At 64.0% G+C, this 13,311-nt stretch carries 9 protein-coding genes; 5 read left to right on the top strand and 4 right to left on the bottom strand.

Annotated elements, in window-relative coordinates; all coding sequences use genetic code 11:
• Positions 1 to 74 precede the first annotated feature (74 nt).
• Entirely contained in the window at positions 75 to 2,624 is a 2,550-nt protein-coding gene (gene hrpB / locus BM235_RS00315; protein ID WP_090108549.1) for an ATP-dependent helicase HrpB, read from the bottom strand.
• Between the two features lie 191 nt (positions 2,625 to 2,815).
• Here hrpB and BM235_RS00320 point away from each other — a divergent pair, with 191 nt between their 5' ends.
• Together BM235_RS00320 and BM235_RS00325 are read left to right on the top strand one after the other, a co-directional pair.
• Complete coding sequence (locus BM235_RS00320) at positions 2,816 to 3,394, top strand: hypothetical protein (protein WP_090108550.1); 579 nt, start codon at positions 2,816 to 2,818, stop codon at positions 3,392 to 3,394.
• Positions 3,395 to 3,513: 119 nt separating this feature from the next.
• Positions 3,514 to 4,467, top strand: coding sequence for a D-2-hydroxyacid dehydrogenase (locus BM235_RS00325; protein ID WP_090108551.1), 954 nt, complete (start codon positions 3,514 to 3,516; stop codon positions 4,465 to 4,467).
• Positions 4,468 to 4,533: 66 nt separating this feature from the next.
• Here BM235_RS00325 and BM235_RS32415 read toward each other — a convergent pair whose 3' ends face one another.
• Positions 4,534 to 8,376 carry a fibronectin type III domain-containing protein gene (locus BM235_RS32415; RefSeq protein ID WP_110468794.1) on the bottom strand — a complete coding sequence of 1,281 codons (3,843 nt, stop codon included), beginning with the start codon at positions 8,374 to 8,376 and terminating at the stop codon, positions 4,534 to 4,536.
• A 378-nt stretch (positions 8,377 to 8,754) separates the two neighbouring features.
• Positions 8,755 to 9,570, bottom strand: coding sequence for a methyltransferase domain-containing protein (locus BM235_RS00345; protein WP_090108552.1), 816 nt, complete (start codon positions 9,568 to 9,570; stop codon positions 8,755 to 8,757).
• Between the two features lie 184 nt (positions 9,571 to 9,754).
• On the opposite strand from BM235_RS00345, the gene BM235_RS00350 reads away from it, so the two are divergent.
• The 3 genes from BM235_RS00350 to nagA are packed head-to-tail and all read left to right on the top strand — an operon-like array spanning position 9,755 to position 12,542.
• Entirely contained in the window at positions 9,755 to 10,618 is an 864-nt protein-coding gene (locus tag BM235_RS00350) for a MurR/RpiR family transcriptional regulator (protein ID WP_090108553.1), read from the top strand.
• Entirely contained in the window at positions 10,615 to 11,343 is a 729-nt protein-coding gene (nagB, locus tag BM235_RS00355; protein WP_090108554.1) for a glucosamine-6-phosphate deaminase, read from the top strand. The genes BM235_RS00350 and nagB overlap by 4 nt, the downstream gene beginning before the upstream one ends.
• Entirely contained in the window at positions 11,340 to 12,542 is a 1,203-nt protein-coding gene (gene nagA / locus BM235_RS00360) for an N-acetylglucosamine-6-phosphate deacetylase (protein WP_090108555.1), read from the top strand. The genes nagB and nagA overlap by 4 nt, the downstream gene beginning before the upstream one ends.
• 59 nt (positions 12,543 to 12,601) lie before the next feature.
• Here the strand turns inward: nagA and BM235_RS00365 are convergent, their stop codons facing one another.
• Positions 12,602 to 13,267, bottom strand: a complete 666-nt coding sequence (locus BM235_RS00365) for a hypothetical protein (protein ID WP_143106605.1) — start codon at positions 13,265 to 13,267, stop codon at positions 12,602 to 12,604.
• Positions 13,268 to 13,311 lie beyond the last annotated feature (44 nt).

Raw genomic sequence — 13,311 nt, forward strand, 5'->3', positions numbered from 1 at the left:
CGTCGCATCAGACGGTAAGCCGGCGCATCCGCGCCTGTACCGATCATACCACATGCTGGGAAAATAATGGGAGTCTACGTTCTCGGGCGAACCCGGCTCGTCGCCTGCGCCTGCATGGGATCGTCGGGCCAGTAATGTTTGGGGTAGCGCCCTTTCAAATCCTTGCGAACCTCGAAGTAAGCCTCCCGCCAAAAGCTCGCCAGATCTCGCGTAACCTGAACCGGCCGCTGCGCCGGGGACAGCAAGTGCAGCGTGAGCGGCACCCGCCCTCCCGCGATCCGCGGAGAGGCCGGCCATCCGAACAGTTCCTGTAGCCTCGCGTGCAGCGCCGGCGCGGCAGGATCGCCGTAATCGACCGGCAAGCGGGAACCGCTGGGCACGGCGACATGGGTAGGCGCTTCTTCGTCGAGTCTCCGCCGCTGCTCCCAGGAGAACATCGCGGACAACGCCTCCGCCATGCTCAGCCGCTGCAGGTCTCCTCGCGTTCGCATGCCCGCGACGAAAGGTCCGAGCCAAGTCTCCAAACCGTCCAGCAGGGCTGCGTCGGACAGATCCGGCCAGCCTGCGGGATCGTGAAGTCCCAAAAATCTCGCGCGCTCCAGCCACTGGCGGGATGCCTTGGACCAAGGCAGAAGGTCGAGCCCCTCGAGCCGAATCCCGCTCAGCAGCGCCTCGCATACGGCGACCGGGTCCGGATCGGGAATCGGACCTTCGCGCAGCGTCAACGCGCCAAGGGAGACGGTCCGCCGCGCCCGGACGGCGCCCGCCCCCGGCTCCCAGGCGATCGCCCGGCGCTCTGCGATGAGATCGGCGAAATGCCGTTCGAGATCGTCTGCGCGCAGCGGCGCGGCCAGACGGATCCGCCCTTCGGTCCCCTGGTCGTCGAGCTCCGCCGCGACGATCCAGGGCTCGCCGGCAAGCGGCTGACCCTCGGGCACGTAGGCCCCTCTGCCGCCCGCCAGGGTGAATTTGCCGCCCCCGCGGAGCTTGCCGATTCGGTCGGGATAGGCGAAGGCCAGCAACAGGCCGCAATCGTACGCGGCCTGTTGCGCCGAACGGCTCGCGGTTCCCGCAACCGAGCCGGCACCCCTGACCGGGCCGGTTCCCGCGCCTGAACCGGCGCCCGCAGCCTCGCCGCCCGCCGTCTTGAGCTGCGCCTCGAACTGGCGCGCTTCCGCAAGCAGACGCTCCCGCCGGCCCGCTTCGATCCGTCCGTCCCCCGCCGCCAGCGCGGCAAGCCTCACCGATAGATCCGCGTCTCCGCCTTGCATCGGGTCCCTGTCCCCGAGCAATGCGGCGATCCGGCAGGCATCGGCCGCGAGGCCGAGCGGCTGCGCGCGCAGCATCATATGCGCAAGCCGCGGATGCGCGCCGAAGCGGGCCATGGCCGCGCCGTGCGGCGTCGGCGCGCCGTCCGCGCCGAGCGCGCCAAGCGCCGCGAGCAGCTCCCGCGCTTGCGCATAAGCCGCCTCGGGCGGCGCGTCCAGCCAATCCAGTTCCGCCGGATCGGAGACGCCCCACACGGCCAGCTCCAACGCGAGGGGCGCGAGATCGGCCTCGCGAATCTCCGGCGTCCCCGCCGGCGCCAGCTGCCGGTGCTCTTCTTCCGTCCACAGCCGGTAGCAGACGCCCGGCGCGACCCGGCCCGCCCGTCCGCGGCGCTGATCGGCGGACGACACGGGAATACGCGCCGTCTCGAGCCGCGACATGCCGGTCCGCGGCGAAAAACGAGGCGCCCGCATCAGTCCCCCGTCGATGACGATACGCACGCCTTCGACCGTCAGGCTCGACTCGGCCACGGGCGTCGCGAGCACGATCTTGCGGCCGCCATTCGCGGCCGGCGCGAGCGCGCGGTCCTGCTCCCCCGGCGGCATGCTGCCGTGGAGCGCCGCGATCTCGACGCCCGCGCCGCGAAGGCGCGCCGACAGCGCCGCCGCCGTGCGGCGGATCTCCGCGTAGCCCGGCAGGAAGACGAGCGCGTCGCCTTCGTGCCGCCCCAGCGCCAGCGCCGTCGTCTCCGCGGCCTGCCGCTCGACCGGCGCGTCGGACCGCCGATCGAGATATACGGTCTCGACCGGATACATGATGCCTGCGCTCTCGATGACGGGCGCCCCGCCGAGCAGTCCGGCGACCGGCCCCGGCTCGAGCGTAGCGGACATGACGAGCAGGCGCAGATCGTCGCGGAACAGGCTTTTCGCCTGCAGACAGAGCGCGAGCCCGAGATCGCCGTTCAGGTTCCGCTCATGGAACTCGTCGAAAATAACGAGTCCTACGTCCGCGAGCGACGGGTCCTGCTGCAGCATTCGCGTGAGCACGCCTTCGGTCACGACCTCCACGACCGTCTTCGGACCCGCCTTCGTATCCATTCGGACCCGGTACCCCACGCGCTCCCCCGCGCGCTCTCCGAGTCCTGCCGCCATGTATTCGGCCGCGCTCCGGGCGGCGATGCGCCGAGGCTCCAGCATGACGATCTTGCGACCCGCGAGCCACGGCTCCCCCATCAAAGCGATCGGCACCCGCGTCGTCTTGCCCGCGCCGGGCGCGGCGACCAGCACGGCGCCCCCCCGGTCCCGCAGCGCTGCCTTAATATCCGGGATCGTCCGGTCCACCGGCATCGCCGACATGCGAACGCCTCCTTTTTTCTCTTCTGTGTAACCAACAGTATAGCATGTCCGCCAGATGCAGAAGGAGCCGACTTCGCTTCTATGCAGCGCGTTTCGATCGGCTCCATCTTTTCCTCTTTTTACCATAACCGCAACTTCCCTTGTCCGACACTCGTCTAAAAAGTATCACGTTCAGGAAGGGGAGAACCGCCATGAAACTCCGAATCACGACTGCAGCGCTGCTCCTATCCGTGTCGTTAGCCGCCGCCGGCTGCACGAATCACGATAAAAACGCCGATCCGTCTTCATCCGCCTCCCTGGCGCCCGAAGCCACCCAGACGGCTTCCGGTTCCGCTCCGGCGACGGCAACCGCGACCCTGCCCGCCTCGCCTTCAGCCTCCGATGCCGCACCTACGGCATCCGGTTCCGCCTCGGCTTCCAGCCCTGCCGCCTCCGCCGGCGAAGCTGCCGACGCGCCCGGCTTTCTGATTAGCCTGCCTTCGGGCAGCGACTTCAAGCCGTTCATGCAGATCAGCGAACAAAACGCCAAGAAGGTCGACGCGGTGCTGGGCGGCGCGAATTGGGAAAAGAAGGAGAGCGTTTCTATGTCTACTTCTCCTTCTTACAAGCTGTCCGCTTTGTCCGGCGACCGGGAGACGAACGTCTATTACGTTTGGGCCGGAGACGCCGACGCCTACGAGCTCGTGAAGGAAAACGGCAGCGGCTATGTCAAGCTGTCCAAAAAGGACAGCGCCTCGCTCGCGAAGCTGCTGCCGCTGCCTGCCGCTTAAGCCGGAGCGCGGCCTCCGCAAAGGACCGAGCCGCCCACAAGGGCCGGCTCGGTCCTTTTTGCTTTGGGAAAAAGCGCCTATCCGCGGTACAATAAGAGAAATCGGAAGGAGGAATCGATATGCGCACGATCGTCAGCCTGTTCGGGTTCGATCCCGAGCAGGAACGGCGGATTCAAGCCGCGGCGCCCGGTTGCAACGTCATCTTCGGCAAGCCGGCGGACCTGGACCCCGGCCTGCTGGAGGAAGCGGAGGTGCTGTGCGGATGGTGGAAGGCGGCTTGGGAAAAGGGCGCCGGAAGCCCCGGCAAGCTGAAATGGGTGCAGACAGGCTCGGCCGGCGTCGACAACCTGCCCCTTAGCGAGCTCGAAGCGCGCCACGTCGTGCTGACGACCGCGAGCGGCGTGCATCCGGTGCCGATGACCGAGACGGCGTTCGCGATGCTGCTAGCCTTCACCCGCCAGTTGCATCATGCCGTACGCAACCAGACGGCGCGTAAATGGGCGCGTTCGGAAGGCTACGGCGAGATCCGCGGCCGGACGCTTGCCGTCATAGGCGCAGGCGAGATCGGCGCGGAGCTCGCGCGCATCGCGCAGGCGTTCGGAATGCGGACGCTTGGCGTTCGGCGCAGCGGCCGTCCCGCCCCGCATGTGGACGCCATGCATCCGCCGGAACGCTTGGACGGCGTGCTGGCCGAGAGCGACGTCGTCGTGAACGTCTTGCCGCATACCGCGGAGACCGTTCGCCTGTTCGACGCCGGACGGTTCGCGGCGATGAAGCCCTCCGCCCTCTTCATCAACATCGGCCGCGGCTCTGCGGTCGATACGAACGCATTGACCGAGGCGCTGCGCAGCGGTACGATCGCAGGAGCCGGACTCGACGTTTGCGACCCGGAACCGCTCCCTGCGGACCATCCGCTCTGGGAAATGGACAACGTCATTATTACGCCGCATATCGGTGGCGCGACGGATCGGTACAAAGCGCGCATGACGGATCTGTTCGTGGAAAATCTGCAAGCCTATTTATCTACGGGCACGCCGGCACGGAATATCGTTGATTACGCAAGAAGCTATTAACCTTCGCGCACGAAAAAACGCCCGCCTTTCCGCAATAGCGGATCGGCGGGCGTTTCAACGTCATTTTCAGCTCAGCGAGAAGTCGTCCAGATAGAACGTGCCGTTCAGGCCCGTGATATATAGATACACGCGAACCTTAGCGGTGCCTGCAGGAGCCGTATAGGCGCCGCCGTGCACATTGACGAAGCCGCTCGTCGTCGTGTTGTTGTAGGTGGCCGCCGTGCTCTCGGAGATCACGCTGCCGGAGCTGTTCAGGAATTGGACCTTGAAGTCCAGTCGCGTGCCCGCGTTGGACGTAATGTTCACGTAGCCGTCCATCGTGTAGGCGGTTCCCGCGGTCGCATTCACGTCCTGATAGATCGCGAACCACGGCGAAGTCGTGCCGTCCACGCGCAGCGAGGTGCTGCCGGAGCGCTTGACCGACGTGTCGCTGTAGCAGTAATAATCCTGCTCGCACGTCCAGGTCGCCGGCTTGCCGCTTCCGTTGCCGGTCTCGAAGCCGGGGTTCGCCAGCAGGTTGGTGCCGCCGCCCGAAGCCGCGTCGGTCGTCACGTTCAACGCGCCGCTCGCCGCCGAGACATTGCCTGCCGCGTCCTTCGCCTTCACCGTGAAGCTGTAAGCCGTGCTGGCCGTCAGCCCCGTAGCCGTGAACGTCGTCGCGCCCGTCGTGGAGCCGGCCAGCGTCGTGCCGCGATAAATATCGTAGCCCGTCACGCCCACGTTATCCGTAGACGCCGTCCAGGAGAGGCTTACGCTCGTCGACGTTTTGGACGGCGAAGTCAGTCCCGTCGGCGCGCTCGGCGCCGTCGTGTCGGCCGCCGCGTCGGTCGTCACGTTCAGCGCGCCGCTCGCCGCCGAGACATTGCCCGCCGCGTCCTTCGCCTTCACCGTGAAGCTGTAAGCCGTGCCGGCCGTCAGCCCCGTAGCCGTGAAAGTCGTCGCGCCCGTCGTGGAACCCGCCAGCGTCGTGCCCCGATAAATATCGTAGCCCGTCACGCCGACGTTATCTGTGGACGCCGTCCAGGAGAGGCTGACACTCGTCGAAGTTTTGGACGGCGAAGCCAGACCCGTCGGCGCGCTCGGCGCCGTCGTGTCCGCGCCCCCGCCCGAGCCGCCCGTCAGCGAGAAGTCGTCGAAGTACAACGTGCCGCGATGGTCGGTCATGTAAATATAGACGCGTGCCTTCGCGGTATTGGCAGGTGCGGCGTACGTGCCGTGCATGTTCGCGAAGCCGGTCGTCGTGGAGCCCGCCGCGTACGAGGCGACCGTATTGTCGGCCAGCACGGTGCCCCCGCTATTCAGGAACTGCACCTTGACGGTCGCCGCCGTCGTCGTGTTGGACGCGATGTTGATGTAGCCGTCGAACGTATAGGATGAGCCCGAGGTCGCGTTCACGTCCTGATAGACGCCGTGCCAAGGGCCGGTCGTGCTCGATTCCTTAAGCGAGGCGTTGCCGGTCCGCTTCACCGAGGTGTCGCGCGAGGCGTAAAAGCTTTGCTCGTACGTCCAGCTGGCCGGCTGGCCGCCGCCGTCCGATTCGAAGCCCGGATTCGCCAGCAAGTTCGCCGGGATCGGCGGCAGCGTCGTGACGCTCACCGCGGAGCTTGCCGCGGAAACGTTGCCCTTCGCGTCGCGCGCTTTCACCGTGTAAGAATAAGCGGTCGATGCCGAGAGGCCCGCGTCCGTAAACGTCGTGGACGTGCCGCTGGTCGAACCCGCGAGCGTACTGCCGCGATAGACGTCGTAGGCGGTCACGCCCACATTGTCCGTCGAAGCCGTCCAGGACAGCGTGACCGTGACGTCCGTCTTGGACGGCGAAGTCAGTCCCGTCGGCGCCGTCGGCGCCTGCGTGTCCGGCGCGGAGGTCGTCACGCTGAGCGCGCCGCTCGCCGCGGATACGTTGCCTGCCGCGTCCTTGGCCTTGACCGTGAAGCTATAGGCCGTGCTGGCCGTCAGGCCGGTTGCCGTGTAGGAAGTGGAGCCGGCGCCCGTCATCGAGCCGATCAGCGTGCCGCCGCGGTAGATGTCGTAGCCCGTTACGCCCACGTTGTCGGTGGAGGCGCTCCACGTCAAGTTGACCGTAGTCTCCGTTTTCGACGGCGAAGCCAGGTTCGCCGGGGCGCTCGGCGCCGTCGTGTCCGGCGTGGTGCTGCCTTGGCGAACGGCCTTCACCGCGATATCCCGCGTGAACGAAGGAAGGCTCAGCGTCACGGTGCCGCCCGATGCCGCAGCCGTCGTCGTAGAGACATTCGTCCCCGTCACCGTGTTGAAGTACGTGATGTCGTAGGTGCCGTTGTTCATGCCCGTCAGCGAAACGGACAGGCCGGTGACGGTGCGCGGGCTGCCGACCGTGTAGTTGGACTGGGTATCGTTCACCCAGAGCAACGCGCGGTCCGCGTTCTTGTAGCCGCCGGCCTTGGTCGAGTTGGCTTGCGCGCCGAGATCCGTGAACGGCATCCCGATCAAGTACTGCTCCTCCGGCTGCACGAAGTTTGCGAGCGCGGCGTGCAGCGCCTTGATGTTCGCTGGCACGTTGAAGCCGGCATTGCCCGCGAATTCCCACCAGAGGTTGCCGCCGGCCGCGCCGGCCCGGAAGATCGGGGCCCATAGGCCGTCATGTACATAGCGTTGCACCGAGGCGTCGTTCGGATCCTCGCCGCCGCCGCTGATGCCCGCTTCTCCGACGAATGCCGGCCGTCCGCCGAACGCCGAGTTGAAGTGTTTGAGTTCCGTTTCCCATTTGTCGATGACGTTCGAAGCGCTGTCGTATTGATGATAATTCGTCGCGTTCATCGTCGTCAGGTTTTCCCAGGTCGTCTGGCCGAATTCTTGGTGATCCTTCCAAGCGAAGCTGGTCGTCGTCGGATGGTTGTAGAAATCGAGGCTCTTCCAGTAGTTATCGACTGAAGCGTGCCAATTGGCGCGCGTCGTCGCGTCCGTGTCCACGCGATTGTCGGACTCGTTCCAATATTCCAGCATGCCGAGCGCGCGGCTGTAACCCCAACGGGCGAATACGTAGCGCAGCAGCTTTTTCTGGTAGGCGATCGCGGCCGGATTCGTCCAGAAGTCCGTGTTGTTCTCGCTCCAGGAGGACGGTCCGCCGTTAGCCGTGTTGTAGGCGTTTTGCGGCCAGTCGTAGTAGAAATCGCCGAAGCTGTTCATCGTCAGCATGACGTAAATGCCGTTGGCTGCGGCCGTGTCCATCAGCGTATCCAGCCGCGCCTGATTTTCAAGCTGGTATTTGCCCACGCCGTCGTAGGACATCGTGATGCCGTTCTGGGTCGTGACCGTCGGTCCCCATTCCGGCGCGTAGTTGCCCCACCAGACGCTGTACCAGACGCGCATGATATTCATTTTGGCGTCCTTGTACTGCGGCATGGCGGCCAGAATCTCGCTCGGCGCGCCCCATGCGTAGTTCGTGCCGATCAGCGTAAGCTGCTTGCCGTAGCTGTCGACGAATCGGCTGCCGCTGACGCCCATGAAGCCGCGGTTGGCGCCAGGTCCGCCCGCCGTGAACGTGTAGGTGGACGACGTGCCCGTGCCGCTGCCGTCCGTGACCTTCAAGTACACGCTGTAGCTTCCCGTCTGCCTCGGCGCGTAGCGCACCGCCCATTTCGGCGAAGAATTGGAGTTGTAAAATCCGGGCACGACCTCGGTCTGCCCGCCCGGCGTCGTGAAGTAGGCGCGCACGTCGACTTCGTCCGGGTTAAACGGATTGGCATAGGTCGAGCTCAGGTCGAACTTGATCTCCAGCTTGTCGTACTCGGCGGGCGCCGTCGTATTCAAGGTCACGTTGGAAAACGAAGTCGCCGCGGCAACTTGGCCCGGCGCGAGCGAGATGCCGCCCAAAGCCGCAGCCAAGGTTAAAAGCGCAATCAGGCAGACTTTCCAGGCTTTTGCGTAGTTCACTTGTCATGTTCCTCCTCTAACGTACGGATGAATGCCGTGCAAGCGTTGCCTGTCCGTTCGTGTACGCCGTCAAATCTGTAAGCGCTTCCTCCCTTCGCCGGCTGCGAATGTTTCCGACGGTCTTCTACCTGCTGCCGCGTTGGCGGCGCGCGATCCGTCTTGGCTCCATTTTTCACCCGCGGCCCGATTCGGGCAACCCGGCGAATCCCACTTTTCACCCCTCAAATCCGTCTTTCTTAGGCATAAAAGGCGGGCGGAGCGGAAAAAGGGCAGAAATAAGGAAAGAAATTCGTTCGGAAAAGGCTGGAAAGGGATGAAAAAAGCCGTTCCGGCGGGAACGGCGAAGTTGCGGATGCGACTTGTACGGGGGAATGACCTTTATGCGGGTTTGATGCCTTCCGCCGCAAGCATAACCATTTTAATCGAGATCGCCTCTGCGGCCACCCATCGTCTGTACTCGGATTCGGCTTGCTCCCACGCTTCCGGCGTGCCGTATCCGTCCCGCGCCATCTGAGGCCCCCGGCTGGCCGCCGTGTCCGCCCAGATGGACGCTCTTGCTTCGAAGCCCGGTTGTCCGCGATTCATCTCCTCGTGCTGAGGGAATACCCGAACGTCCCGCAGGCCGGCTTCGCTCATCAAAGCGGGCAGCCGGTCCGCGATCGCATTGTCCAAGCCCGCGTCCGCGCGCCACTTCATGTATGCCGCGTAAAACTTTTTAATGCTGTCCCGCGGCTCCGGAAACCATTCGATTTTCTCGTGGTTATAATCCGCGACCAGTACCGTGCCGCCCGGCCGGGCGGCCCCGGCTAAGCTCGCCATCGCCCGCTTCGGATCCGCCAGCCAGACGAGCAGCCGGGAAGCGGCGACGACGTCGAACGAGCCGTCCGGCGATAAATTGTAGGCGTCCGCTACGTCGAAGGTCAAGCCCGGCGTGCCTTCGTGCCTGGCGCGCGCCTCCGCGATCAATGCGCCGTTGCTGTCGACGCCGACCGCCGAGCCCTGCGGGCCGACAGCTTCGGCGATGCCTCGCGTGATCGCGCCCGTCCCGCAGCCGACGTCGAGAACTCGAAGGCCCGGCGTTATTCGCTGCGCGAGACGCGGAAATGAATCCGTTAGCGTGCGTGCGTTCAATACGTTTTTCAACTTGCCGTCCAGCTCGGTTTTGCGGCCGATCTCGGGTTTGTTGTCTTCCATGCGCTTTGCCGCCTTTCAGGATGTCGGTTTGATTTACAGCTTATCAAATCGGAGTTATTGGTAGAAATACATATCAGATATCAACTTCATAGACATTGGCTATAGATAGACAAGAAAATTATTTTCATATATAATTTGATTTACAAGTAATATATTTTCTTGAATGACAGGGAGGCGAGATCGCATGGGGATTTTGCAAGCGATCGAGGACCGGCTGGACACGCTGCATCCGAAGGAGCGCGAGCTGGCAGAGAAGCTGCTTGGACACCCGCAGGAAGCGGTGGGCATGACGATCTCCAAGCTCGCCGAATGGACGGGCGCGAGCTCGGCCACCGTATCCCGCTTCTGCCGGGCAATGCAGTTCCAGAGCTTCGCCGACTTCAAGATGAAGCTGGCGGCCGAGCTCGCGAGCCAGCCGGCGGCCGGCCAGTACCAGGATATCGTCGCGGGCAATCCGCTGGCGGACATCGTGTCGGCCATTACGGCGAACCATGTCCGGTCGCTGACCGATACGACCAACCTGCTCGACCTGCAGCAGCTGCGAGCGGCGATCTCGGCGCTTCACGGCGCCGGGCGGATCGACTTGTACGGCGTGGCGACTTCGGGGCTCGTCGCGGAGGACTTTTTCCACAAGCTGATCCGTATCGGCAAGGCGGCCGCCGTCTTCTCCGACCATCATATGCAGCTGACCTCCGCAGCCTCCCTGACCGATAGGGACGTCGCCGTCGGCATCTCGTACTCGGGAGAGACGCTCGAGATCATCGACGCGCTGCGCTATGCCGCGGAGCGAGGCGCCACGACCATCTCCATCACGCGCTTCGGGCAATCGACGCTGTCCTCGCACGCCTCGATTCGCCTTTTCACCTCTTCTTCGGAAGCAGGCATGCGGAGAGGCGACATGGCCTCCCGGATCGCGCAGCTTCATGTGGTAGACGTGCTGTTCACGGGTCTCGTGAGCGAGCATTTCGACGAGTATGTGCCGAGGCTGGAGCGATCGTTCCAGACCGTGCGCCAATATACAGGTAAAAGGGAGAGAAATCCGTCATGAATCTGTTGGTATTTGACGACAACGAAAAGCTGAACGAAGCGGGCGCGAATATTATCGTGAGCCTGGTGCAGACGAATCCGCGGGCCGTACTCGGCCTCGCGACCGGCGGGACGCCCGTCGGCATCTACGAGCAGGTCGTCCGTAACTACAAGCAAGGGCTCGTGAGCTTCCGCAACGCCGTCAGCTACAACCTCGACGAATACGTAGGCTTGCCGGAGGATCACCCGGAGAGCTACCACACCTACATGCGCCAGCACCTGTTCGACCATATCGACCTCCCTTCGGCCAATGCGCATCTGCCCAACGGCAACGCCGCGGATCCGGACGCCGAATGCGCGGCATACGACGAAATGATCGAGCGCTCGGGCCAAATCGACCTTCAACTGCTCGGCATCGGGCATAACGGACATATCGGCTTCAACGAACCGGATACCGATCTCGTTCGCGGCACGCACGTCGTGACGCTCGCCGAAGAGACGCTCAAAGCGAACGCCCGCTACTTCGATTCGATCGACGACGTGCCGAAGCGTGCGATTACGATGGGCATCGGCAGCATTCTGAAGGCCAAAACGATCCTGCTCGTCATCCGCGGCGCGGACAAGGCGGAGATCGCGAAGCGGGCGCTGACCGGTCCGATCACGACCGACGTGCCGGCTTCGCTGCTGCAGACGCATCCGCGTCTGACGGTGCTGCTCGACCGCGCCGCAGCGAGGCACTTGTCATGAGCGGCCTCGCAGGTCGGGCCGGCCGCGGCGGAACGCTGATCGCGAACGCCCGCATCGTCGCGCCGAACGGCGTCCTGGACGGCGGCTGGATTTGGCTGCGCGGCGCGGAGATCGCCGCGATCGGCGGGCCTTCCGATCCGCTGCCGGCTGCGGCGGCAGGCGCAGAGCGGGTCGACGGCGCCGGCGGCTGGGTACTCCCCGGCTTCGTCGACGTCCACGTGCACGGCGGCGCCGGGCATGACTTCATGGATGCCGACGAGTCGCTGGCGGGCATCGCCGCGATCGCGCGGTTCCATGCGCAGCACGGCACGACCGGGATGCTGGCGACCTCGCTCACCGCTTCGCGCGAGGAGCTGACGGCCATGATCGACCGGGCAAGCCGGTATATGGCCGGCGATATGCCGTACGCGCAGGTGCTGGGCGTCCATCTCGAAGGTCCGTTCGTCAGTCTCAAGTGGAAAGGCGCGCAAAATCCGGACTACATCGGCCCCCCGCAGCTCGAATGGCTGGACGAATGGGTCTCGCGTTATCCGGGCGTCCTCAAGCTGCAGACGCTGGCGCCCGAGCTGCCCGGCGCGCTCGATTATATCGAACGGCTGGCTGCGCACGGCATCGTGCCTTCGGCCGGACATACCGATGCGACGTATGATCAGATCGTCGCCGCCGCGGACCGCGGGCTTCGGCACGCCGTTCATACTTACAATGCGATGACGCCGCTGCACCATCGCAATCCCGGCACCGTCGGCGCGGTGCTCTCCGACGACCGGATCAGCGCCGAGGTCATCGCGGACGGCCATCACGTCCACCACGCCGCGATCAAGGTGCTTGCCCGCGCCAAAGGCAACGGAAAAGTCATTCTCGTCACCGACGCGATGGCGGCGGCAGGCATGCCGGACGGGGATGGCTACGAGCTCGGCGGCTTGCCCGTCGTCCTGACATGCGGCGTCGCCCGCCTGAAGGACGGCGGCAACCTCGCGGGCAGCACGCTCACGATGATCGGCGCGTTCCGCCACATGGTGCGCGAGGTCGGCATCGACATCCCGGCCGCCAGCGCCATGGCCAGCGGCAACGCCGCCCGCCAGCTCGGGCTCGGCGGCGTCACCGGCTCGCTCGAAGCCGGCAAGCGCGCGGACGTGCTCCTGCTGGACGAAGCGCTCGAGCTGCGCGGCGTCTGGGCGCGCGGACGGCTGCAAGATTGATTGATCATCGAATCCTCCGAATCCCGCTGTTGCGGGGCTCGGGGGATTTTGTTTGCTAATCAGTAAAAACACGCCCGACCTTCGTCCGTAATTTGATAATAATGAAGGCGTCGATCTCCGCTTCCTATTGAACGAAGCAGCCTTTTGTCATACAGCGAGCGCAGATGCTTTCTAGCAGAAGATTCTCCGATGCCAAGACTTTGACATGCGCTCGGCAGCGAAAAACGGTTCGAAACGTGAAGCGCAAACCGCAGGAGCTCCCGCTCGACAATTGGAAGCAAGTACAGTCTGCTGCTCTGCTGCGAAGTCGTTTGTTCGCCGATGATCTCGTACAAGGAACGTCTGCAGGCTTCGGTTTTTTTCTCCAGCTCGTCTCTACTGAACGGTACATAGATAAATCGCTTGGCAGCAAACGTGCGCAATCTGCTTTGTACAAAATCATGGCGTTCTCTTGTCATTAATTCCACGTGGGGCACGAATCCCTCGCACTCGTACACATGCCGCAGTGGTTTAAAAAAGGCATCCGCAGAAAGCTTCACGCCGTTTTGCGAAAGAACCTCATACTCCAGCTCAAGCCCCTCAAGCGTTTTCAGCACAGGCAACAGCAGCTTTGATAAAAGTATGCGAGTTCCGTAAAGATCTCTCTCGAGCATCTCCCGTCTCATGCCGCGCACCTCTCTGCGCTGGCTATCGATGAATTGTTCGATTTGCGCCTTGGCGTCCACAATCATTCCTCCTTGCCTCGATTCAAATAACTGAACGCAAAAAC

This window comes from Cohnella sp. OV330 (assembly GCF_900112065.1).
Lineage (GTDB): Bacteria > Bacillota > Bacilli > Paenibacillales > Paenibacillaceae > Cohnella.

What these genes read in the sequence shown, in the direction of transcription:
- BM235_RS00350 (WP_090108553.1), top strand. Translation starts at nt 9,755, where the DNA reads ATGGGGATTTTGCAAGCGATCGAGGACCGGCTGGACACGCTGCATCCG.
- nagA (WP_090108555.1), top strand. Translation starts at nt 11,340, where the DNA reads ATGAGCGGCCTCGCAGGTCGGGCCGGCCGCGGCGGAACGCTGATCGCG.
- nagB (WP_090108554.1), top strand. Translation starts at nt 10,615, where the DNA reads ATGAATCTGTTGGTATTTGACGACAACGAAAAGCTGAACGAAGCGGGC.
- BM235_RS00325 (WP_090108551.1), top strand. Translation starts at nt 3,514, where the DNA reads ATGCGCACGATCGTCAGCCTGTTCGGGTTCGATCCCGAGCAGGAACGG.
- BM235_RS00320 (WP_090108550.1), top strand. Translation starts at nt 2,816, where the DNA reads ATGAAACTCCGAATCACGACTGCAGCGCTGCTCCTATCCGTGTCGTTA.
- BM235_RS00345 (WP_090108552.1), bottom strand. Translation starts at nt 9,570, where the DNA reads ATGGAAGACAACAAACCCGAGATCGGCCGCAAAACCGAGCTGGACGGC.
- hrpB (WP_090108549.1), bottom strand. Translation starts at nt 2,624, where the DNA reads ATGTCGGCGATGCCGGTGGACCGGACGATCCCGGATATTAAGGCAGCG.